The 22,795-nt window shown below is 46.1% G+C and carries 18 protein-coding genes; 9 read left to right on the forward strand and 9 right to left on the reverse strand.

Annotation, left to right across the window (positions count from 1 at the left end):
- Positions 1–225 precede the first annotated feature (225 nt).
- The 3 genes from AADH33_RS06080 (at position 226) to AADH33_RS06090 (ending at position 3,491) form a co-directional block, all read left to right on the forward strand.
- Complete coding sequence (locus AADH33_RS06080) at positions 226–1,314, forward strand: glycosyltransferase family 4 protein (protein ID WP_207970180.1); 1,089 nt, start codon at positions 226–228, stop codon at positions 1,312–1,314.
- Between the two features lie 236 nt (positions 1,315–1,550).
- Positions 1,551–2,513, forward strand: coding sequence for a glycosyltransferase family 2 protein (locus tag AADH33_RS06085; RefSeq protein ID WP_207970179.1), 963 nt, complete (start codon positions 1,551–1,553; stop codon positions 2,511–2,513).
- Positions 2,514–2,516: 3 nt separating this feature from the next.
- A complete protein-coding gene (locus tag AADH33_RS06090) occupies positions 2,517–3,491 on the forward strand; it encodes a capsular polysaccharide synthesis protein (protein WP_207970178.1) in 975 nt (324 codons plus the stop codon).
- A gap of 12 nt (positions 3,492–3,503) precedes the next feature.
- On the opposite strand, the gene AADH33_RS06095 is transcribed toward AADH33_RS06090, so the two are convergent.
- From AADH33_RS06095 to aspS, 3 genes are all read right to left on the reverse strand, one after another.
- Positions 3,504–4,304 carry a glycosyltransferase gene (locus AADH33_RS06095; protein ID WP_348549893.1) on the reverse strand — a complete coding sequence of 267 codons (801 nt, stop codon included), beginning with the start codon at positions 4,302–4,304 and terminating at the stop codon, positions 3,504–3,506.
- 181 nt (positions 4,305–4,485) lie between these two features.
- Positions 4,486–5,445, reverse strand: a complete 960-nt coding sequence (locus AADH33_RS06100; protein ID WP_348549894.1) for a lysophospholipid acyltransferase family protein — start codon at positions 5,443–5,445, stop codon at positions 4,486–4,488.
- Positions 5,446–5,512: 67 nt separating this feature from the next.
- Positions 5,513–7,339, reverse strand: a complete 1,827-nt coding sequence (gene aspS, locus AADH33_RS06105; RefSeq protein ID WP_348549958.1) for an aspartate--tRNA ligase — start codon at positions 7,337–7,339, stop codon at positions 5,513–5,515.
- A 355-nt stretch (positions 7,340–7,694) separates the two neighbouring features.
- On the opposite strand from aspS, the gene sohB reads away from it, so the two are divergent.
- The 5 genes from sohB (at position 7,695) to AADH33_RS06130 (ending at position 13,499) form a co-directional block, all read left to right on the forward strand.
- Positions 7,695–8,669, forward strand: a complete 975-nt coding sequence (gene sohB, locus AADH33_RS06110; RefSeq protein WP_348549895.1) for a protease SohB — start codon at positions 7,695–7,697, stop codon at positions 8,667–8,669.
- 265 nt (positions 8,670–8,934) lie between these two features.
- Positions 8,935–10,185 (forward strand): acyl-CoA dehydrogenase family protein, encoded by a 1,251-nt coding sequence (locus AADH33_RS06115; protein ID WP_348549959.1) that lies wholly within the window; start codon positions 8,935–8,937, stop codon positions 10,183–10,185.
- 163 nt (positions 10,186–10,348) lie between these two features.
- Positions 10,349–11,632 carry a phosphotransferase family protein gene (locus AADH33_RS06120; RefSeq protein ID WP_348549896.1) on the forward strand — a complete coding sequence of 428 codons (1,284 nt, stop codon included), beginning with the start codon at positions 10,349–10,351 and terminating at the stop codon, positions 11,630–11,632.
- 73 nt (positions 11,633–11,705) lie between these two features.
- Entirely contained in the window at positions 11,706–12,470 is a 765-nt protein-coding gene (locus AADH33_RS06125) for a histidine phosphatase family protein (protein WP_075102335.1), read from the forward strand.
- 159 nt (positions 12,471–12,629) lie between these two features.
- Positions 12,630–13,499 carry an SDR family oxidoreductase gene (locus AADH33_RS06130; protein ID WP_100749522.1) on the forward strand — a complete coding sequence of 290 codons (870 nt, stop codon included), beginning with the start codon at positions 12,630–12,632 and terminating at the stop codon, positions 13,497–13,499.
- Between the two features lie 110 nt (positions 13,500–13,609).
- On the opposite strand, the gene AADH33_RS06135 is transcribed toward AADH33_RS06130, so the two are convergent.
- The 6 genes from AADH33_RS06135 to AADH33_RS06160 all read right to left on the reverse strand — a co-directional run bounded on the left by AADH33_RS06135 (position 13,610) and on the right by AADH33_RS06160 (position 21,653).
- A complete protein-coding gene (locus AADH33_RS06135; protein ID WP_100749523.1) occupies positions 13,610–15,310 on the reverse strand; it encodes an AMP-binding protein in 1,701 nt (566 codons plus the stop codon).
- Between the two features lie 465 nt (positions 15,311–15,775).
- Positions 15,776–16,852 (reverse strand): RNA-guided endonuclease InsQ/TnpB family protein, encoded by a 1,077-nt coding sequence (locus tag AADH33_RS06140; RefSeq protein ID WP_348549897.1) that lies wholly within the window; start codon positions 16,850–16,852, stop codon positions 15,776–15,778.
- Positions 16,853–17,273: 421 nt separating this feature from the next.
- Positions 17,274–18,971, reverse strand: a complete 1,698-nt coding sequence (locus tag AADH33_RS06145) for an AMP-binding protein (RefSeq protein ID WP_348549898.1) — start codon at positions 18,969–18,971, stop codon at positions 17,274–17,276.
- Between the two features lie 484 nt (positions 18,972–19,455).
- Positions 19,456–20,247: an ABC transporter permease gene (fetB, locus tag AADH33_RS06150; RefSeq protein ID WP_083608624.1), complete on the reverse strand. Its 792-nt coding sequence runs from the start codon at positions 20,245–20,247 to the stop codon at positions 19,456–19,458.
- Between the two features lie 112 nt (positions 20,248–20,359).
- Positions 20,360–21,082, reverse strand: a complete 723-nt coding sequence (locus AADH33_RS06155) for an ABC transporter ATP-binding protein (RefSeq protein WP_075102338.1) — start codon at positions 21,080–21,082, stop codon at positions 20,360–20,362.
- Positions 21,083–21,095: 13 nt separating this feature from the next.
- Complete coding sequence (locus tag AADH33_RS06160) at positions 21,096–21,653, reverse strand: thioesterase family protein (protein WP_305956344.1); 558 nt, start codon at positions 21,651–21,653, stop codon at positions 21,096–21,098.
- Positions 21,654–21,958: 305 nt separating this feature from the next.
- Here AADH33_RS06160 and xthA point away from each other — a divergent pair, with 305 nt between their 5' ends.
- Complete coding sequence (xthA, locus tag AADH33_RS06165; RefSeq protein WP_075102340.1) at positions 21,959–22,783, forward strand: exodeoxyribonuclease III; 825 nt, start codon at positions 21,959–21,961, stop codon at positions 22,781–22,783.
- Positions 22,784–22,795 lie beyond the last annotated feature (12 nt).

A 22,795-nucleotide genomic window follows, 5' to 3' on the forward strand; every position in this document is an offset into this window, starting at 1 on the left:
GCTCGCACATATATGATGGATGTTGTATCATAGCTGCGCTTGGCCGCTAATTATTTATTAGCAAGCATCATGAAGCTGCTGGTCATCTGTAGGCCACACTGCCGAGCGCGATACAATTTTGGCGCAAAGGTGTGCTGGGTAAAAAAATGTGCTGGGTAGAAATAGTATAAATCTGCCTCTTTTTCTGGTATTGGTCGTACGCCTAATAAAATAATGGAGAAGCCGTTGAGAGTCTTACATTTTGTCACTGGTGGCTTTTCTGGAGCGACGAAAGTTGCTATTGATTTGGTCGAGGCTCACAATCAAATCGAATCAACGGACAATTTATTAGTATTGCGCCGAAAAAAAACGACAGTCGCAGAAAAGCTGACAGAGCTTGAAGAAAAAGGCATCGACTATCAAATAGTCACAGGTAAGACGCATCTTGCGACTGTCCATGAATTAAAAAAACTATGTAAGCAATGGCGACCTGACATATTGGTTGCGCATGGGTTTCCTGAGCATTTACTTGGAAGACGAGCAGGGCTGTTGGCACAAGTGCCTTACCTAGTACAAGTGGAGCATAATTCTAAAGAGCGCTACACACCGTGGACGCGACATCAAACACGTAAACTCAGTAAATCCACGGCCAGTATTGTGGCGGTCTCTGAAGGGGTGGCTCAGGTATTGTCTGCGCAAGGTCTTCATGCCCCCATTCATGCCATTCCAAATGGTATCGATACCACTCGATTTGGCGGTGCTCATCCCGTAGCTGTCCATCAAAGGCCGCAAGATCTGATCATGGTGGGGCGCTATGCCAAAAGTAAGGACCATGTTACTTTGATTGAAGCGCTACAGCAGTTAAAACAAAAAGGCATCACTCCCACGCTGACTCTAGTAGGGAGTGGCCGTAAGCGCTATCAAAAACGAATACATGACCTAGTGGCTCGTTATGAGCTACAAGATCAAGTGACTTTTATAGAGTACAGTAGTGAGGTTGAAAAGCTATTGCGCCAACATAAAGTGTTTGTCATGTCGAGCCGTTTTGAAGGGTTGAATCTTGCAGTATTAGAGGCTATGGCAAGCGGCTGCGTCTTAGTAGGCAGTACCGCGATGGGGGTAAAAGAGCTGATTGATGATAAAGCAGATGGATTTTTATTTCCTATCGGCGACTCAGCAGCGCTAGCAGATATCTTAGAGACCGTGCTGTCTGATCCAAAAAACTACCAAGCGTTTGCTCATGCCGCAAGAGAAAAAGTCTTAAAACACTACGATAAAAAACATGTCACTCAGGCATATTATGAGTTGTTTCAAAGTTTATTATCAAATAGTTAGGGCATGTCCTTATTTTATTACTATAGTTAACCTACTTTAAAACAGGTACATCACTACTAGTGTTCATTTTCCTTACTTGCTGTTTCTACGCTTACAGATGCTGCAAAAAATAAATACCATTAGTATATAGTCTCGTGGTGCACAGTATCTTGCCTACCAGTTTTATTTAGGATTGACTATATGTATAGAATTAGGACATGCTCCAGTAATCAATTAGATTTCAATGTGGGCGTGTTATGAATCAAAATGATATAACAATTAATATCTTAATACCTGTGTATAACGTTGAAGATTATGTAGAGGAATGTATCGAGTCAATCCTTGCTCAAATAGATAATAGAGCATCAATCTTAATTATGAATGATGCGGCGACAGATAACAGTGCGTCTATCATAGAACATTATAAGAAACATCCTCAAGTAGATGTTTTTGACGCACCTCATAACAGAGGGCTGTCAGCAACCCGTAATGCTCTTTTTAATATGGCTCAAGCAGATTATGTATGGTTCATAGATTCTGATGACGTCATGTATGAAGATGCTTATTCATCTGTCATGTCACAGCTAGAAAAGCTAAATTCGGATGTGTTGTGTGCAGACTATGTGTCATTACGTGGAGAAAAAGAAGTTAAGAAAAAGGCGTTTATAGGCAAGGCCAATAGAAATTTAGCCAATAATAACAATGACTTCTTGGACAATGTTGTTGCAAATAACAGCAACCATGTTTGGAATAAAGTCTTTAGAAGACAGCTGATACAAGATGTAAGATTTAAAGAAGGATTGAACTTTGAAGATATCTTGTTTATGACCGATCTTTCGTTAAAGAATTTTAAATATAGCTATTTGAAGTATCCAGTCATAAAGTATCGTGAGCGTGAGGGTTCTATTCTAAAAAATCTCGATAAAAAATACGTAGATGATTATTTATTTGCTTTTATTTATCGTGTTGAAAACTATCAGAGATATGCTGAAAAAGATGGCTATCATTATTTACAGTATAAGGTCTATAAGCGTTATATAGGGTTGTTAAATAAAATAGCTAAAAATAACCAGAAAGATTTACTAAAAGACACCTATGATCAATACAATAATTTCTTTTCAGAGCTCTACCTAACTGCTCGTAAAGCGCTACCATTACATCAAAAAACAATACTTGATATTAAGAATTCTAAACTAGATAAAATTTTGAAAGGGATATAGACCATGGAAAACATTTTTCACGTTATCAGTAATAAACCTTTTAAGATTTTCTATAATGGTCTAGTGCCTAGAAGTAAAAGAAAGGAATGGGGTTTTCGATATTCAGAGCTTCCAGTACAAGCTCAAGTAGCCACATACTGGAATCGTATTATAGAGGCTTACTTTAATGGTGAAATCGAAAAGTACAACATTCAACCCAAAAAGGATTTTAAGAATAAAAAAATTATTTGGCAGTATTGGGCCCAAGGGGTAGAGAATGCTAAAGATACTGCTAAATTATGTTTTGCATCAGTTGATAAGTATAAAGGTGACTATGAGGTAATACGGATTACAGATGCAAACATAGATGAGTATCTTGATTTACCTGAGTTTATAAAAGATAAAAGAAAGAATCCTGAGTTTCGTCCAGTGTTTTTTTCTGATTTATTAAGAGTCCTTTTAATAAACGTCTATGGAGGCATATGGTTAGATGCATCAATATTACTCACCGATGATCTTCCTACTAAGTACGAAGATTATGACTTTTTTATGTTTTCAAGAGATCCTGATTCTGTTAATAAAGATTGGGGCAAAGGTGACCAACACTTTTACTTTAGTTGGCGTGAAGAGTTTAAAGTTAAACACTTGAGTAGTATCATGTATGGTCATGAAAAAAGTGAACTATCTTCAGTGATGTTAGATTTATTATTATACTTCTGGAAAAATGAGGAGGAAATCCCTCATTACTTCTTTTTCCAGATAATGATTAATGAATTAAAAGATATGAATGTCATTGATTTTAATTTCCCAGCAGAGGATGACACACTACCGCATTTACTGCAGACTAAAATGAATAAAAAATTTAAATTAGAGGAATATCAGTTTATTAAAACACAAGCCTCCTTGCACAAGCTTAGCTTACACGAAGAGCTTAAGGAAAAAGATATCCTTGGAAATTTAACTTACTATGGTTTCTTTAAGAAAGAAATCTTTGGCTGATAATTTTTTAACCTACTGCCAATACTCCTCAAGCCATGGACTTGATTTTACATGACGGTACCATTTGCCGCCGCCGCCTTTGATGGCATCGGGCGGATTAATCTCACCGTGGAAAATGACGATTTTTGCGCCCTCAGGTAGGGTCGGGGCACGTACCAGATTAAGTGGAATAGGGGCAATACATTGGTATTTGAAGCTCACGCACCAGTCTTTATCCCAGTATTCTAAATGATGATGCTCGCGCAGATAGTTCGATAGATAAGCCTGCTCATGGCGCACCTGCGTGCGAATGGTCTCAAAGTTACGCTCAAAGTTTGCCAGCAAGTTAGGATAAGTACCCATACCGATATTAAAGCGATAGACCGAGCTGTTACCAATCATGCGCCATGGTTTTTTCCAATCACGAATGATAACGACGCTGTCTGGGTGCGCTGCTTGATAGGTAAAAAATCCATCGATATTATCAACGATGACGATATCGATGTCTAAAAATAGCGCCACACCTTTGAGATCATACAGCTCAGGCTTAAAGGTGGTAAGCTTTCTCCAACCACGCTCAGGGCCTGCAGGTAGATCCAGCTCAGGTATTGGGTAGCATTTTACGGCAGGGTCAATACCTGTACTGTCATCGGTCAGACATACCATCTGAAAGTCCAATGTCAGGTGGCGGCTCACCATATTGTATAGGCGATTGACGTATTCTGGGCCATACTTATCACCCCATTTCATACAGATGACATAACGCTGCTCGGCAGTGTGATTTGGGTCTTGTGTCAGGGTGTCTGATAAGGGCTGGGTTATGTCAGTTGCCATAATGCACTCATATTAAAGTCAGTAGAGGGTAGGTCTATAAGGGTTCAGATACCTATGGTATCAATCATGCAGTATCGTCAACGATGACGACTGATTTATATTACCATAATCAATATCTATGGTATTTGTCACCGCTTAACAGAATGTATTGTCGATTTATACAGTTGTTGCGGGCTAAAACTTATGGCGTGCGATGTGAGTTTTGCTCGTCATCATCAAGCCGCTTACGATGTTGGTTATTACTACAAATAAAGTCTGCCAAGGCGTTTTTATCAGCCGTATAAGGGTTGTCTAGCTCAGGGATATGCTTAAAGCGCCGATAGCCCCACATATAATGACTGCATTTATCCTCAATCATGTGCTGCATGGCCAGATTGAGCGCATGCGCTGCTGTTTTTGCATCGCGATCATACAGCGCTGGGTCATCAAGCTTATAGCAATAAATATCAAATCCGCGCCCATCATCACGGCGAATACAAGATAAGCCGACCAGTGCGCATTTGGTTTTACTGGCAAGTTTGGAGGCCAGCGTACTGGTCAACGTTTCAATCCCAAAAAACGGCACAACCACGCCGCCTGACGGATCGGGGACATGGTCGGGCAGTATAATACTAAAGCCGCCTTGTTTTAGAGTCTTAAAGATAGCCTTGACCCCGCTACCATCGGTGGGTACCAGCGTGGCATTTAACCGCGAGCGGCCTTGCAAGACAAAGTCATTGGTCATGTCGCCTTTGACTGGCTTATACATGATAGTCGGGGCACCAAATTGATTGAGCCACGCGTTCATCATCTCCCACGTACCCAGATGCGGGACGATGGCCAGCATACCGTTTGGACTGGCAAGACCTTCTAACAAAATGTCTTTATTGTGGACATCGCGTATCTGCTTGATGCTCCACTCAGGCGGCATCGCCCAGCTTTTGACCGACTCGATACTGGTCAAGCACTGATGATAGATAATATCTTTGGTCAGCGCTTGTTTTTGCTGCTCTGATAAAGAATCAGCAATCAGCGACATATTGATGCTGACGGTGCGCATGATGCTCAAGCTGGGTATCTTTATGATAACCCAAGCGACAAAACGTGCCACTATCTGCAGGACGGACAGTGGCACGTATTTAAAGATATGGTACGGATTCATGACCACTCACGCAGTGATGAATCCTGTAGTCCGTCAGATAAAGAATAGTTAAACATTATCTGAGGGCTTACTGTGCAGGTCTATTGCTGTCGGCTTGTGCTTTTTCGCGCACACGGATACCAAGCTCACGTAGCTGCTTGCTATCGACTTCAGCAGGGGCTTGGGTCAATGGGCAGTCAGCAGTTTTGGTTTTCGGGAAAGCAATCACATCACGAATAGAGCTTGCGCCTACCATTAGCATGATCAAACGATCCAAGCCAAAGGCAAGACCACCGTGCGGCGGCGCGCCGAATTTTAAGGCGTCAAGTAAGAAGCTAAATTTCTCTTCGGCCTCTTGCTCATCGATACCTAGCGCTTCAAATACAGCTTGCTGCATCTCGAGGGTATTGATACGTAAGCTACCACCACCGATTTCAGTACCGTTTAATACCATGTCATAAGCGATAGAAAGCGCGGTTTCTGGGCTGTTTTTTAGCTCGTCTACCGAGCCTTTAGGCTTGGTAAATGGATGGTGCATAGACGTCCAGCGGCCGTCGTCAGTTTGCTCAAACATTGGGAAGTCGGTCACCCAAAGCGGCGCCCACTCACATGTGGTGATGTCTAAATCTAGACCGATTTTTTGACGTAGGGCACCTATGGCATCGTTTACCACGCTGGCTTTGTCCGCACCAAAGAAAATAATGTCGCCATCTTCTGCACCAGTACGCTCGATAAGGCTAACCAAGACGTCATCAGTCATGTTTTTGATGATAGGTGACTGCAGGCCAGACTCTTTGTCGACGCCGTTGTTGATCAAGCTTACATCATTGACTTTAATATAAGCCAAACCGCGCGCGCCATAGATACCGACAAACTTGGTGTAGGCATCGATTTGCTTACGGCTGAGTGAAGCACCGCCTGGGATATGTAGCGCGGCCACACGGCCTTTAGGGTCGTTTGCAGGACCAGCAAAGACTTTAAAATCAACATCTTTCATTAAATCAGCCACATCGACCAATTTTAATGGAATACGCAGGTCAGGCTTGTCTGATGCGTAGTCACGCATCGCCTCGGCATAAGTCATGCGCGGGAAGGTGTCAAAATCGACATCAAGCATGGTTTTAAATAGGTGCTTGATCAGGCCTTCATTGATATTCATGATTTCTTCTTCGTTTAAGAAAGAAGTCTCGATATCTACTTGGGTAAACTCTGGCTGACGATCGGCACGTAAGTCTTCGTCACGGAAGCATTTTGCGATTTGATAATAACGATCAAATCCTGACACCATAAGAAGCTGCTTAAATAGCTGTGGTGACTGCGGCAAAGCAAAAAAGTTACCTGGGCGGGTACGTGAAGGCACCAGATAGTCACGTGCACCCTCTGGCGTAGCACGAGTCAAGATAGGGGTTTCAACATCTAAGAAACCGTGATCGTCGAGATAACGACGAATCGCTGAGGTGGCCTTGGCACGGAACACCATGCGCTCTTGCATGTGCGGGCGGCGCATGTCCAGATAGCGGTACTTAAGACGCAAGTCTTCTGATACCGTGGTATTTTCGTCATTCAATGGGAACGGCGGGGTCTCAGATTTGGCCAGTACTTCGATCTCTTTGCCCAACAGCTCAACTTGACCACTGGTCATATTGTTGTTTTCGGTGCCTTCATAACGGCGGCGTACGCGGCCAGTGATTTTTAGCACATATTCAGGACGTACTGCATCAGCCGTCGCGAATGCCTCTGGCGTATCAGGATCGACGACGACCTGCAAGATACCGGCGCGGTCACGCATGTCTAAAAAAATCACGCCACCGTGATCGCGACGACGATGTACCCAGCCTACGACACTGATGGTTTGCTCAAGTAAGCTTTCGGTTACGGCTCCGCAATATTCGTCTCGGTATTCGCTATGCGTCATAGTGCTTTGCGTCATAATATAGTTATCCAGTTGTCAGCCCAGTTCGAAATATAATAATGCAGCCATCATTGGCATGGCGCCAGTTAGGCACTGTGCGAATAGGCACTGTGCAAAAAAGCACAAATACGCGATTCAGACAAATGGTCATCGCGCAGGCTGCAGTAATTTGGTGTAAACGCATATTATGCCTAATCTGGCATTGTTATACAACTAGCGGTTGCCAGAGTATCTACGTTAAATAATGTCATCATGCTTGAAAATACGGCCAATCGGGCACATATCAGCTGCACATTAATAACAGCAACGTTATCGTTATATCTACCGACATATCTACCGACTTGAGGAAATGACCATCATGCTATTTCATCCACCCAAAAATCCTATCGAGCTAAAAGTACGCCATCTAAACGAAGCGCAAAAGCAGCGCCGTGAAGATTTAATGGAGGCCACACAAGGCAAAGCCGCTCTCAAGCAGTTCAAAAAGACCATGGCAAAAAAAGCCAAACAAGCGCTAAAAGCAAAAAATAAGAAAAAAAACAACGACAGCAAACCACAGGTCTTTGTGCTGGATTTTGATGGAGATATCAAAGCCACAGCCGTCAAGCATCTGCGTGAAGAGATTAGCACACTGATTAGCACCGCCAACAAGGGTGATGAAGTAGTGGTGCGCCTAGAGTCAGGCGGCGGTTTGGTGCATGGTTATGGGTTGGCTGCGGCACAGTTGGTCCGTCTAAAAGACGCCGGCCTAACTTTGACTGTCTGTGTCGATAAAGTCGCGGCAAGTGGCGGTTATATGATGGCTTGTGTGGCTGATAAAGTGGTGGCTGCTCCGTTTGCTGTGATTGGTTCAATCGGGGTAGTCTCTCAACTGCCAAACTTTCATAAATGGCTCAAAAACCATGATGTCGACTATGAGATGTTTACCGCTGGCGACTACAAACGTACCGTAACGGTATTTGGAGAAAACGACGCCGAAGACCGCGCCAAGTACCAAGAAGAGCTAGAGCAGACGCATGCGCTGTTTAAGCATTTTGTCAACACCTACCGTCCAGCTCTAGACTTAGAAAAAGTCGCGACAGGCGAGCACTGGTATGGCGAAGATGCCTTGACGCTAAACTTGGTCGATGAGCTGCAAACCTCCGACAGCTATATCCTAGCACGTATGGAAGACAGCGAGGTGTATGCCCTGCATTCAAGACAAAAACCAACGCTTGCAGAAAAGCTGGGACTGGCGCAAGCAGCCGAGGCGACTCTACATGTGGCGCTCGATAAGCTGCCAGATGCCTTGGCGCGCTTTGAGTTAAACAGTCGTTTAAATATCCTAAAATAACATGAAATATCAAAAGGTTGTTTAATGTTTAGCTCTACAGGCTTTATGATTGACTGATGAAGTGTTTGTATTTTGTAAAAGGCGTGGCCTAGCTGGTCGCGCCTTTTTTGCTGTTTATTGATAATCACTGTGTTATAAATGTAGCGGATAAAAGAGAGTATACGTACGTACACTATAACGTTTTATTAAAATTTTGATGTGAATTTTATAACCGTCATTAATCATAAGTAGAGAAAAGGAAGTCACTATGTCTAGTCAAACCCTGATGTTTACCGCAACAGAACATGGTCAAGCCATGTATGCCAACGTCAAGGCCTTTATCGAAACCTATATCGAGCCAATAGAAGCCCAGTTTTGGCAAGATTGTCATGCACAAAACCCTGATGGTGACTGGAGCACATGGCAGTGGCCCGAAAAATACGAGAGCTTGCGTAAGCAGGCACGTGACGCTGGCTTATGGAACCTGTTTTTGCCAGATGATGAGCTGGGTGCTGGCTTGTCTGTCACCGACTATGCGCCGATCGCTGAGCTGACGGGCCGCAGTTTGCTTGCGCCTTATGTATTCAATTGCAATGCACCAGACAGTGGCAATATGGAGTTGTTATGGCGCTATGGCTCACAAGAGCAGCAAGACCAGTGGCTCACACCGTTATTAGAAGGTAAGACGCGCTCGGTGTTTTGTATGACCGAGCCTGAGGTGGCCTCCAGTGACGCGACCAATATGCAAGCGACGGCAGTGGTCGAAGGTGACGAAATCGTCATCAATGGCAGCAAGTGGTGGTCGTCAGGTCTGGGTGATCCAGCGGTCGATGTATTGATCGTCATGGCTTATACCCCTGATGAGAATAAAGACCGCCACCATCAGCACTCGATGGTACTAGTACCGGCAAAAACTGCTGGCGTCAAAATCGAGCGTATGCTCAAAGTATTTGGTGATTATGATGCGCCGCATGGTCATGGAGAGGTCAGCTTTAATGATGTGCGTGTGCCAGCCAGTCACTTTATCGGCGGGCCAGGTATGGGCTTTGAGATAGCCCAAGGCCGCTTGGGACCAGGCCGCATTCATCACTGTATGCGCTGTATCGGTGCGGCTGAGAAGTCGTTGGAGCTGGCTGTCAAACGCGGCATGGCACGGACGGCTTTTGGTAAGCCACTTATCCAGCTGGGCGGTAACTTTGAGCGTATCAGTGATGCTCGGGTTAAGATTGACCAAGCACGCTTATTGACACTATACGCGGCGCAAAAAATGGATACCCAAGGCACCAAGGCGGCATTGACAGAGATCTCTGCGATAAAGGTCGTCGCACCCACGGTATTACAAGAAGTGGTCGATATGGCGATTCAAATCCATGGCGGTATGGGCGTGTGCCAAGACACGATGTTGCCGTCATTTTATGCACAAGCTCGGGCGCTGCGGCTAGCTGACGGCCCTGATGAAGTGCATAAAACCATGATTGCCAAACTTGAGCTAAAGCGTCAAGGTTTTAGCCGCTCGTCGAAACCTGCTAAATCTTAATATAAGAGTAGGGCGCGTTGCACATTCATAACGTGTTGAACATTCACAAATAGGCACTGCTGATCGCTAAAATGGCGCTAGATAAGGCGCAAGGCGACGATAATGCAGATGCCTTACCGTAATGATTGATTACTTTAATTGACCACATGATAAGGAACATCTTATGGCTACTGATACTCATGCCAACTCTACTGACAACGATGACCAGTCACCGAGCAACGTCCTAGATAAAGGCGGCGCAGTGCGCGAAGGCGAAGAGCTGGATGCTCACGCGGTCAGCGATTGGCTACGCGAGCAGGGCGTTGATATAAAAGGCGAGCCAACAGTGACGCAATTTTCTGGTGGTGCTTCAAACTGGACGTACCGGCTACAATATGAAGGCACGGGTGCAGAGCAAGATTTGATCTTGCGTCGTCCGCCAAAAGGCACCAAAGCCAAGTCGGCGCATGACATGGTGCGCGAGTACACGGTACAAAAAGCCTTGAAAGACGCTTACCCTTATGTGCCAAATATGGTGGCGCTATGTACCGATGAGTCAGTCATCGGAGCGGATTTTTATGTCATGGAGCGTATGGAGGGCATCATTCCACGTGCCAATCTGCCCAAAGGGATTGAGTTAGATGAGGCGCAAACACGCGCATTATGCACCAATGTCATCGACGCCTTGATTGACCTACATCAAATAGACTATAGCGCGCATCCTGACTTGGTCGAGCTTGGCCGCGGTGAGGGCTACTGCGAGCGCCAAGTGACAGGCTGGGATAAGCGCTATGTCAAAGCCAAAACACCCAATGTGCCAAGCTTTGCGTTGGTGCGTCAATGGCTGACTAAGCACACACCTGCCGATAGTAAAACTTGCTTGATTCACAACGACTGGCGCTTTGATAATGTGATCTTAGATGCCACGGATCCAACCAAAGTCATTGGTGTGCTCGATTGGGAGATGGCGACTTTGGGCGATCCGTTGATGGATTTGGGCAGTGCTTTGGCCTACTGGATCGAAGCCGACGATAATATGATCATGCAGCAGTCCCGCCGTCAGCCCACGCATTTAAAGGGCATGATGACCCGTGAGGAAGTGGTGGATTATTATCTGGAGCGTACGAGTTTACAGATAGACAACTGGACGTTTTATGAGGTGTTTGGGTTATTTCGCTTAGCGGGTATCGTACAGCAAATTTATTATCGCTATTATCATAAACAAACCACCAACTCTGCCTTTAAAAACTTTTGGATCATCGTCCATGTCTTGCATGCCAAGTGCTTAAAGCTGATCGCTCAGTATGAGGGCGAGGCGTTGTTTACCAGTCACGTGCAGCCGCATTTAGCAGACATGGGCGTCGATGCTGATACCATCGCACAGCTACCCAGTCCTGTACAAAAAATTGTCAAAAGTATCTTACCAAAAAGCTACTTTACCCAGACGTCGTCATCGGCGGACGAGTAACGCGCTGATACGCCGCATGGCACATAAGGCTACTAACAAATACCGTTGGATTAATAACAAAAGGCAGCATTTTATGACCACCATACTTCTGGCACGTCATGGTCAGGCGTCCTTTGGACAAGCAAACTACGATCAGCTCTCAGAGCTGGGCGGTATTCAGGCGCAGATGTTAGGTGAGCATTATGCAAACACCCAGCGCCGTATCGATGCCATCTTTACCGGCAGCTTGGTCAGACAGCAAGACTCAGCGCGGCATTTTTGGCAGCGCTACCAGTCTTTTGCGAGTAGGGATCAAAGCCAAACGCCGCCGCTCGTATCTGCCATTGACTTAGACAACACGGATCGCTATGTCTTGCCGCAGTTTGATGAGTTTAATCATCAAGACGTCTTGATTAAGTCTCATCCAGCTTTTGGCAATCGCGCGGCAATCGCGGCCGAGATTGCGCAAGCAGAGGTCCCATCTAAGCGTTTGGCCGAGCTGTTTGATCAAGCGATGCAGCGTTGGCATGGCGGCGAGTGCGATGATGACTATCTAGAGAGCTGGCCACAGTTCAACGACCGCGCCCAGTTGGCGCTTGAGCAGGTACGACAAAAAGTGGTGAATATGAGCCTAAATCGTGACAGTACGGTGCTGGTGTTTACCTCAGGTGGCGTGATCGCGGCCATCACAGCTCAGCTATTAAAGCAGGGTAGTTCAACGGCTTATCAGATTAATAAAAGTCTGGTCAATACTGGGGTGACGGCGATTACCTTTAAAAATGAGCGAACGCGTTTGCTGTCTTTAAATGAGTATAGCCACCTGTTTTCAGCAGGCAAAGGATTTGTGACGTGGCGATAAGCTGGTATCTGACGGCATGGATACGCTATAGTAGGACAACAGCGCTCGCGGCTGCGGCTAAGGACGAATGCCATTCTCTATGATCGCCGCGTATCATCCGCTTATCTTGTCTGATGATAAAATAAGCGCTATTTCATTATAAGATGTCAAGGACTGTCTATGCAAAATCATATTTTAAAGGTCGTCAAGAAAAACGCCCAGCAGCGCAAGCGGCAGATATTAAGCGCGCTATACCCGGATCGGTATCTAAAAAAACGCAGCAAACAACAAGTCGGGCGCGGCAAAACCGTACTCATCACAGGAGCCAGCTCAGGCTTGGGTGAGGGGATGGCCAGACTCTTTGCCAAGCTTGGTTATAATCTGGCGATTTGTGCGCGCCGTACCGATCGCCTAGAGCGTTTAACCTCAGAGCTAGTGGCAGAGTATCCGGACATTCGGGTCGAGTATCGCGCTTTGGATGTGAGCAACTATGACGAGATATTTTCAGTGTTTGATGCCTTTGCTGCGGACTTCGATGGTATCGACCGTGTGGTCGTCAATGCAGGTGTGGGAGATAGCCGCCGTATTGGTAAAGGCCGTTTTGAAACCAACCGTCATACAGTCGAGATCAATTTTATATCCGCGCTGGCACAGTGTGAAGCGGCGATGAATATCTTTCGCGCACAAAACAGCGGCCACTTGGTGGTGATCTCTAGTATGTCGGCCATGCGCGGTTTGCCCAAACACCTAACGGCGTATGGTGCAAGCAAAGCGGGGCTGGCACATCTTGCAGAGGGTATTCGTGCTGATATGCTACTTACCAATCTGCCAATTCAGGTGTCTACGATTTATCCAGGCTATGTACGTACCGAGATCAATGAAAACGCCAAACCGCTGCCGTTTGAGGTCAATGCCGAGACGGGCACCAAAGCCATCGTTGCCGCCATTGAGGCTGAGGTAGAAGAAGCCTGTGTACCAAGCTTGCCGTGGTCGGTGGTGGGTAAGGCGATGAAGCATCTGCCATTACAGGTGGTCAATAAGTTTGGCTAGCATCTCACTTAAAACGCAAATACAATGAAAATATAAATAGAAAAAAAGCCCTCTATATCTGTATAGAGGGCTTTTTTACGCTGCAGTATCCGCAGTGTTAGACGCTTTGACTAAAGCGTTTGCGGGTTGTCGAGTTGATGCTGTTCGCGCAGCTTTTGCCGCAGTACCTTACCGACGTTACTCTTTGGCAGCTCGCTGACAAACTCGATATGACGCGGGCATTTATAACCCGTCAAGTTGTCTAGCGCAAAATCCTTAATCGCTTCTTTGGTGACATTGTTGTCCGCTGGCACGATATAGATTTTGACCGCTTCACCTTGATGCTCATCAGGGATACCTATCACCGCACAGTCGACAATGTCGTCGCTGTCCAACATGACAGACTCAATCTCATTAGGGAAAACATTAAAACCAGAGACCAAGATCATGTCTTTTTTGCGATCGAGTAGGGTAAAGTAGCCTTTTTCATCCATACTAACGATATCACCAGTACGGAAGTAACCATCGCTGGTAAACTCTTTACTGTTGTCTTTATTAAAGTAGCCTGAGGTGACATTTGGGCCTTTGATACACATCTCACCGGCCTGATGGGGACCTAGGCGCTCACCGTTTTCGCCAACGACGATAATATCGACGCTCGGGACAGGAATACCAATAGAGCCATTGAACTTACGATCTGTGATGACATTGGCCGTACCAGCGGCCACGCCTTCGGTCATCCCCCAACCCTCGATCATCGGGCATCCTGTCACATCCAGCCAGCGTGCAGCGGTTTGTTCGGTCGCCGCCATACCACCTGCCTGCGAGATACGTAGTGAGCTAAAATCCAAGTCTTTAAAGTTTGGCTGATCCAGCAAGCCTTTAAACAGCGTATTGACCGCGGGCAAGATATGGAAAGGCTGTTTTGATAAGGTTTTGACAAATCCTGGCATATCGCGCGGATTAGGAACCAAGATAAAGGTATAACCTGAGCGCATGCCAAGCAAGCTGAGCATAAAGGCAAAGATATGATACAGCGGTAGCGCCATGACCATATTGATATACACTTCATTGATCTCAGACGTGACCGGACGATACCATGCTTCTGACTGTAGGGCGGCTGCCACCACATTGCGCTGTGTGAGCACGGCACCTTTTGATAGTCCTGTGGTACCACCAGTATATTGCAAGATAGCCGTTTGGCTTAAGCTGGTTTTTGAGGGCTGAAACGGTAGACTCTTGCCTTTTTTTAGGACATCAGGGAATTTGGTGACGTTATATTTAGGATCATTGAGGTTGTACTTAGGTACCAAGCGTTTGACTTGACGGATAACGGTATTGACCAAAATACCCTTAAGCCCCATCATGTCGCCCATTTTGGATAAAACAATACGTCTAATGGCCGTCTCTTCGATGACCTGCTCGAGCGCTTGGGCAAAGTTGTCTACCACAAAGATAACTTGCGCACCTGAATCGTTGAGCTGATGGCGCAGCTCGCGGCCAGTGTATAATGGGTTGATAGGCGTACATACGTAGCCTGCCCGCAAGATACCGATCATCGTGGGCAAATACTGCGGCACGTTTGGCATCATCAATGCCACCACGCTACCTTTGGGGATTCCCTGCGACTGTAGCCATGCGGCGACGGCCAATGAGGCTTTGTCGACGTCATCATACGTGTGTGTCACGCCCATACAGACACTCATAGGGTGCATACGAAAGCGGTTAAAACACTCCTCGTATAGCTCGATGAGGCTGTCGTATTGATTAGGGTCGATGCTCTTTGGTACGTTTGCTGGATAATGAGCAAGCCAAGGCTTATCTGTAGTCATATTTAGCGTCCTTAATTTTGATATAAGTTAAGGTTCTATAAGAAAGTAGTCACATCCTTGTCAACGATATGCGCTCAATCACTGAGTGCGATATGGCCGAGTGCTATCCTATCTATTACTGACTGCTAACATATGGTGGCCTTTGTACAATGGTGTTTAACGATCAAAAATGCTGGTTTGAATGGGTTAAACGATTGATTGTGTACCTCGCCGTCATGCGAGGTCAAATAAAACATATATATGGTAAAACGACGATATTCTGTTGTTTTAAGGAATGTTTTCTCTAATTAAAGCAACAGAATAATACGTGACATATTTCGGCAATACATTAACATAACTACAACGTAAATCGATATTATTCTACTAGAACTTCTTAGTACATATATAAATTTGATTAATCAAATAAGATGTGTTGCAAGTGAAATAAGTTGACTTCCTCCCCTCCCTAAACGGAGGGGATTCCTACTAAAGACGGCCAAGCCCGACCGCGAGAATGTTTTTTGCTCCATTAACATCTCTGTTATGGGTCGTTTTACAAGAACGACAAAACCACTCTCTTATACCAAGACCTTCTCTACCTTTCGGACTGTCTTGGCGGGAGCCGCAACACGAGCAGGTTTGGGTGCTGTACGCTTCATTGACTTCGATATAGTGGCAACCTGCGTTCGCGCATTTGTAATCCAGTTGCCGCTTAATCTCAAACCAACCTGCGTCATAGACGGATTTGGCCAGTTTGGATGAAGTGAATGATGTTGATTTGATTTTACCAACAACGATTAGGCTGTTGGCCTTAACAAGCTTTGATGTGAATTTATGGATCAGATCTTGACGGGTGTTTTTAATCTTGGCGTGAATCGCCTTAACCCGCTTTTTGTTTTTAGCTCTTTGGGCAATGGCCAGTTTTTCAGCATATTGATGGGTTAGCTTAGTGGTTAGAACATCGCCATCACTACTGACTGCTGAATCCTTGCAGCCTAAATCAATACCGACTTGGCTCGTGCCACACTTAATCTTTGGAAAATCTTTGACGGTGATACAGGCGTACCAGTGACCACGACTGTCTTGTACCAATTCGCACGTATTGATACGGTAGAGGGAGAGATTATAGCTATCCCACACATCAATGGTCAGCTTTTTACCCTTAGCAAGGCTTAGCTGAATGGTAGATTTAAGGCTTGTCTTGCCTGATTGACGAGTTGATAGGTGTTTTACGGCTGTCTTTTTAAAAGGAATCCAGCCCAAGCTTCTTCTCTTGGCCTTTGGGTTGTTGGTGCGCCAGTTGAGTTTGGCTTTTTTAAACTGTTTACGGGATTTAGCGTGAACCTCACTAATCGCTTGCAGGGTTTGGCTGTGCAAGTTTAAATACTCGCCACTGCCTTTGGTATAAGCGGCCAAATCATAGGCTGAAAAGAATTGACCTGTACGCTTAAGATGTTTAAAACTAAGCTCATTGACGTAATTCCAGACAAAGTTAACCGACCCAGCCAAGATATTGAGCTGAGTGGCATGTTTGTCTTTGATGCGTAGTTTGAGCGTTTTCATGGAATAATTATGATCTCAATGCGTTTGGTTATCAAGGTATTCACAATATTGTACGACAATGACTGACGCCTGATATCCACGCCCTAGAAGGATGTGGTTTTACGGCGTTGGATGATAAATGGCCATCAAATAGGGATGAGCTGTGAGGGTGTTGTCTGGCGTGACCGCTTATCATAGAGATAAGTGGCTGGCGAAGGCGATTCGTCAATAGTGACGATAACACAGAATAAAGATTGAGTAAAAATTCTGTGAGGTCAAAGCGGATAAATAGATAGTAACGAGACAGATAAGCCATCATTCATGCATCAACAATAGTAAGTAATAAAAAGATCTAAAGATAGGGCCGCTGACATAAAAGCGCCCTGCAAAGGCAAGGCGCTATGATAAAGCTTTGATAAAGTTCTTATTATCAATGACGTATTTACAGTCTTGGATGGTCTGCGTCGTGTTTTTCGCGCAGTTTTTGCCGCAGTACCTTACCCACATTGCTCTTTGGTAGCTCGCTGACAAACTCGATATGACGTGGGCACTTATAACCCGTTAAGTTGTCCAGCGCAAATTCTTTGATGACTTCTTTGGTGACGTTATTGTCCGCAGGCACCACATAGATTTTGACCGCCTCGCCTTGGCGCTCATCAGGAATACCTATCACTGCACAATCAACAATACCGTCGCAGTCAAGCATGACAGACTCAATCTCATTAGGAAAGACGTTAAAACCAGAGACCAAAATCATGTCTTTTTTACGGTCCAACAGTCTAAAGTAGCCTTTTTCGTCCATGCTGACGATATCACCAGTACGGAAATAACCATCGCTGGTAAAGTCATCACTGCTGTCTCTGTTTAAATAACCTGAGGTGACGTTAGGGCCCTTGACGCACAGCTCGCCTGCTTGGTTTACACCGACGCGCTTGCCCTCATCATCAACCACGATGGCATCGACGCTAGGGACGGGCACACCAATTGTCCCGTTAAACTTACGATCTGTGATGACGTTGGCCGTACCGACCGCCACGCCTTCGGTCATCCCCCAACCTTCGATCATCGCACAGCCAGTGGTCTCAAGCCAGCGAGTGGCGGTTTGTTCGGTCGCCGCCATACCACCTGCCTGCGAGATACGTAGCGAGCTAAAATCCAAGTCTTTAAAGTTTGGATGATCCAGCAAGCCTTTAAATAATGTATTGACCGCGGGCAAGATATGGAATGGCTGTTTTGATAAGGTTTTGATAAACCCTGGTATGTCGCGCGGGTTGGGTATCAAGATAAAGGTATAGCCTGAGCGCATGCCAAGCAAGCTAAGCATAAAGGCAAAGATATGATACAGCGGTAGCGCCATGACCATATTGATATACACCTCATTGATCTCAGAGGTGATAGGGCGGGTCCAAGCTTCTGATTGCATCGCCGCCGCCACGATATTACGCTGCGACAAGATGGCGCCCTTTGATAATCCTGTCGTGCCGCCGGTATATTGCAAAAACGCCTTTTGATCAAGTGACATTTTTGGCTTTTGAAAGGGAAGGTTTTTGCCTTTTTTGAGCACATCAGGGAGTTTTGTGACTTGATACTTTGGGTCGTTGAGCTTGTATTTGGGGACCAGACGTTTGACTTGGCGAATGATGGTATTGACCAAGATGCCTTTGAGCCCCATCATATCGCCCATTTTTGATAAGACAATACGTTTGATTTTGGTCTCGCCGATGACCTGTTCGAGCGCTTGGGCAAAGTTGTCTACCACAAAGATAATTTGTGCGCCTGAGTCGTTGAGCTGATGACGCAGCTCGCGGCCTGTATAGAGTGGATTGACTGGGGTGCATACATAGCCTGCCCGCAAGATACCAATCATCGTGGGCAGATACTGCGGCACGTTTGGCATCATCAGTGCCACCACACTGCCTTGTGGTAGTCCCTGAGATTGTAGCCATGCGGCGACGGCCAACGAGGCTTCATCCACATCATGATAAGTATGAGTCACGCCCATACAGATACTCATAGGGTGCATACGAAAGCGGTCAAAGCATTCCTCGTACAGCTCCATTATGCTGCTATATCTATCAGGGTTGATAGTCTTAGGTACACCATCGGGATAATTGGCAAGCCAAGGTTTGTTCGGCATCATAGTCAGCGTCCTTGAATTTCAAAATAGGGTAGGAGGGTGTATCAAAGCAGTCTTATCCGTGTCAATAAAACACACCAGCGCTGACAGAGGTAGTTTGTCGCTGCGTGCGTCAACATCCGTATTTATTGACTGGCTGCTCAGTTTTTTAATGACAGGGCATGTTGCACGGTAATCGTCAACTGCTTCAGTGACCGCAAAAACCATGCGCTATTATTAAGACATCAAAACCACGGCATCAAAAAAATAATACAATTCAGAAATACAGTAGCATGAATGTTGGCCAAGGCAACAACGGTATATGATACTGATCAGTTCATTTAACCATCAGCCATAAAGTATGAGGTAGATTAAGCCTGTACCAGAGAAGTTATCTATATATAGTTGACAGTTACAGTGAACGGATAATGAGAAGAAGTGAGGTTTGATGGAGTAAGTTGGGTGACTGTCGATTGAATTGAGGACACGCCCTGGTAGAAGCCAGCAATCAGGGAAGCGAGAATTGCTGGTTTGTATTAAAAAAACGGCGGTAAGTAAGTAGAGCGCTGATGGTGCAGCCCAGTGTGCTACTCACACAGATCAAAAACATGGTGACTATTTGATAGCGAATGGCTTGGGTAGGGTCAGCGCCTGCTAAGATCTGTCCTGTCATCATGCCAGGTAAGCTCACCACGCCGACCACCAACATAGAGTTGAGCGTCGGTGTCATACCATTGATGATGGCCGTTCGTACCTGCTCATGGACAGCTTCAAAGGGCGTCGCAGATAAGCTGAGCATCATCTCGATACGCGCTTGCTGCTCATAAAAGGCATTGATCAGCTGGTTACTGGTCAATGAGATGGCCGTCAGTGAGTTGCCTAATATCAGACCCAAGATAGGAATCACAAACTGCGGTGTGTACCATGGCTGCACATCTAAAATAACCATGATGGCAATGGCTGTCACCAGCACTGCGGAGACACTAACGGCAAGCAGCGTATCGATAAACAAGCCATTATAGCGGCGTTTGACTCGGTTTTTGGCCGCGCTTCCTGCAATCAGTGTCATTATGGTCAAAATGGATAAAACTTCATACCACTGCTCGCGCGCAAACACCCACGCTAGGATGAGACCGATAAAGCTCAGCTGCACGACTGTACGTAGCGCCGCCATCAATAGTGTCTTGGTCAGATGTAGACGCAAACGCCAAGAGACCATCAATACCATGAGGATTAAGCTGCTGGCGAGCGCAATGTCGCCATATGTGAGAAATATCTGCATATCGTCGCTGGTGTTCATCGCGGCTCACTTAATCAGCCAAGTATGCTGGCTCACTCATTTATTTTTACTGCCCGCTGTGCTTACACAGAACACAGACATGGACCCTTTGATGCGTTCGCTGAATTTACATTTACCTGATTTTAGTCAGTACACCTGCTTGCATATGCCAATGCTGGTCTGCCAATGGCAAGATGTCTTGGGTATCATGCGTGACCCACAGTACCGTGCGTTGTTTGCTTTTTTGTACCCAGTCGACAAGGAGTGCAACCAGCTGCGCGGCCGTATCGACATCTAGCGCGGCGGTAGGCTCATCTAGCAACAAGATACGCGGCTCTAGTTGTAGTAAGCGTAAGGTGTTGACCAGCTGGCGCTCGCCGCCTGATAGGTGATAGGCATCTTTGTGCAAAAAATCGCCCCCTCGGCCTAAATAAGCAAGCTGGGCGGTATGCCAATTACTATCAAAGCGTAGATGTTGATGCGCCCGCAACTGGAAAGGCAGCTGCAGATTATCAAGCACGCTGCCTTCTATCAGCTGAGGATGCTGTGCGAGTAAAGCGACTTGAGCGCGCCACTTGGTAGGCGAGATATCTTGTATATCCCAAAAGCGGGCGTGGGGCGGCTCGTGCGTGGGTTTTAACCGTACGGTGCCCGCGCTGATGGGCAAAAGCCCGGCCAACGCCCGTAATAGTACCGACTTGCCGCTACCAGATGTGCCCGTCAGGACGGTCACCTGTCCTGCTGATAGTGCGCCACTGGCTTGTTGTATCAGTCGTTTTTTTTGTCCATCACTACCATGAGTCAGCACCTCAATATGCTCAAATGCCAAGATAGTATCGTCGTTATCAGCACTCATCGCTGGGCGCTGTCTATTGAGCCGCTGGTGTTTGAGTAGCTGATGTCTGAACTGGTGTCTGCCGTGCGGCGGCTTGCTCAATGGCCGCTCGCAGCTTTTGAGGTACGCGAATGGGACGCATGGGCGCAGCGTTGGCAGCAGCGGTATCGGCTGCATGGTCATTGTCACCAGTATTGGGTGTCGGTCTTAGCTGGTTTTGCACGCAGGCGATGACAATTTTGCCACGGCTTAATAGCCCGGCGTTGCTGCTAGCTGCGCTATCTGTCAGATGCCGATGGATGCTTTGATAAAACACAATGCTGGCAGGCTTTATCTCGACGTCATCGATACGTACGCTGATGACTTCATCTAACAATATCGCCCGTTTGTATTGTAGGTCTGCTTGACTGACGACAAAGTGCTGCACGTCGCCTGTATCTGTCTGTAAAAAATAACCGTTGAGACCGAGTTTGGCAAACCAATCACGGCGACAGTTTTCAAAAAACACCAGATGATTGGCATGGTAGACTATACCGCCAGCATCGGTATGGTTAATATAGACGTTATAGTCTTTTGCAAATAGTGGCGAGATACTATCGCTGGTGGCTGTTTTTGGGGTGTGGCGCTCGGTTTTTTTTGTCGTTGTTTGCGTGTTTGTTGTCATATGAGTGCTCAGTCTAGTGATACAGGATGTCTGTGCGATGGTTGAGTGCTAAAAGTTGCATGCCAAAAAAGTGTCAGCTATTTATTATGCGGTATCATGGCCGCTGACCAGTAGCAACTACTCTAGCTTAAGATATCTGGGCGTGCAACAGTCAGACCCATTTACGTCTGCTATCATAGTGCGTCACATCAGTGTATCGCTGCGTATTTTCATCAATTAGTATAGGATAATTTATGACCCGTTTTGTCAGTTTTAATATCAATGGTATTCGCGCCCGTCAGCATCAGCTAGAGGCAGTGCGAGAGGTTATCGACCCTGATGTGATGGGATTGCAAGAGACCAAAGTACACGACGATCAATTTCCTTTATCGGCGGTCGAGGGTTTGGGGTATCATGTAGAATACTTTGGCCAAAAAGGGCATTATGGTGTGGCTCTACTATCCAAAGTTGCGCCGATATTTGTCCAAAAAGGATTCCCTGGCGAAGACGTGGATGCCCAAAAGCGCTTTATCCACGCCCGTTATGAGCTGCAAGGCCGTGAAATTGATGTATTAAATGGCTATTTTCCGCAAGGCGAGAGCCAAGACCATCCCACCAAGTTCCCTATGAAGCGTGCCTACTATGCCGATTTGATGGCATATATCGACACGCTCAAAGCTGAAGGTCGCTCACTGGTGATTATGGGTGATATGAATATCGCGCCAGAAGATATCGATATCGGCATTGGGGAAGCAAATGCCAAGCGCTGGCTAAAAAATAGAAAGACTTCGTTTTTGCCAGAAGAGCGTGAGTGGTATGCCGATTTGATGTCGCGTGAGCTGACGGATACGTACCGCCTGCACTATCCAGAGAGTACTGAGCTATATAGCTGGTTTGATTACCGCAGTCGCGGCTTTAATGACGACCCGAAGCGTGGTCTACGTATCGACCATATTTTGTGTAGCGCGGATCTCGTCGATCACTGCGTGGATGCGGGTATCAGCTATGAGCTTCGAGGTATGGAAAAGCCTTCTGACCACGCGCCAATTTGGAGCGCGTTTACTCTTAGCAAAGTATAATTTGAATCAAAC

Source organism: Psychrobacter sp. KFRI-CH2-11 (genome assembly GCF_038239325.1).
Taxonomy (GTDB): Bacteria; Pseudomonadota; Gammaproteobacteria; order Pseudomonadales; family Moraxellaceae; genus Psychrobacter; species Psychrobacter celer.

What these genes read in the sequence shown, in the direction of transcription:
- AADH33_RS06095 (WP_348549893.1), bottom strand. Translation starts at nt 4,304, where the DNA reads ATGGCAACTGACATAACCCAGCCCTTATCAGACACCCTGACACAAGAC.
- AADH33_RS06100 (WP_348549894.1), bottom strand. Translation starts at nt 5,445, where the DNA reads ATGAATCCGTACCATATCTTTAAATACGTGCCACTGTCCGTCCTGCAG.
- AADH33_RS06115 (WP_348549959.1), top strand. Translation starts at nt 8,935, where the DNA reads ATGTTTACCGCAACAGAACATGGTCAAGCCATGTATGCCAACGTCAAG.
- AADH33_RS06145 (WP_348549898.1), bottom strand. Translation starts at nt 18,971, where the DNA reads ATGATGCCGAACAAACCTTGGCTTGCCAATTATCCCGATGGTGTACCT.
- AADH33_RS06085 (WP_207970179.1), top strand. Translation starts at nt 1,551, where the DNA reads ATGAATCAAAATGATATAACAATTAATATCTTAATACCTGTGTATAAC.
- AADH33_RS06125 (WP_075102335.1), top strand. Translation starts at nt 11,706, where the DNA reads ATGACCACCATACTTCTGGCACGTCATGGTCAGGCGTCCTTTGGACAA.
- xthA (WP_075102340.1), top strand. Translation starts at nt 21,959, where the DNA reads ATGACCCGTTTTGTCAGTTTTAATATCAATGGTATTCGCGCCCGTCAG.
- AADH33_RS06090 (WP_207970178.1), top strand. Translation starts at nt 2,517, where the DNA reads ATGGAAAACATTTTTCACGTTATCAGTAATAAACCTTTTAAGATTTTC.
- AADH33_RS06120 (WP_348549896.1), top strand. Translation starts at nt 10,349, where the DNA reads ATGGCTACTGATACTCATGCCAACTCTACTGACAACGATGACCAGTCA.
- fetB (WP_083608624.1), bottom strand. Translation starts at nt 20,247, where the DNA reads ATGAACACCAGCGACGATATGCAGATATTTCTCACATATGGCGACATT.
- AADH33_RS06155 (WP_075102338.1), bottom strand. Translation starts at nt 21,082, where the DNA reads ATGAGTGCTGATAACGACGATACTATCTTGGCATTTGAGCATATTGAG.
- sohB (WP_348549895.1), top strand. Translation starts at nt 7,695, where the DNA reads ATGCTATTTCATCCACCCAAAAATCCTATCGAGCTAAAAGTACGCCAT.
- aspS (WP_348549958.1), bottom strand. Translation starts at nt 7,339, where the DNA reads ATGACGCATAGCGAATACCGAGACGAATATTGCGGAGCCGTAACCGAA.
- AADH33_RS06140 (WP_348549897.1), bottom strand. Translation starts at nt 16,852, where the DNA reads ATGAAAACGCTCAAACTACGCATCAAAGACAAACATGCCACTCAGCTC.
- AADH33_RS06135 (WP_100749523.1), bottom strand. Translation starts at nt 15,310, where the DNA reads ATGACTACAGATAAGCCTTGGCTTGCTCATTATCCAGCAAACGTACCA.
- AADH33_RS06130 (WP_100749522.1), top strand. Translation starts at nt 12,630, where the DNA reads ATGCAAAATCATATTTTAAAGGTCGTCAAGAAAAACGCCCAGCAGCGC.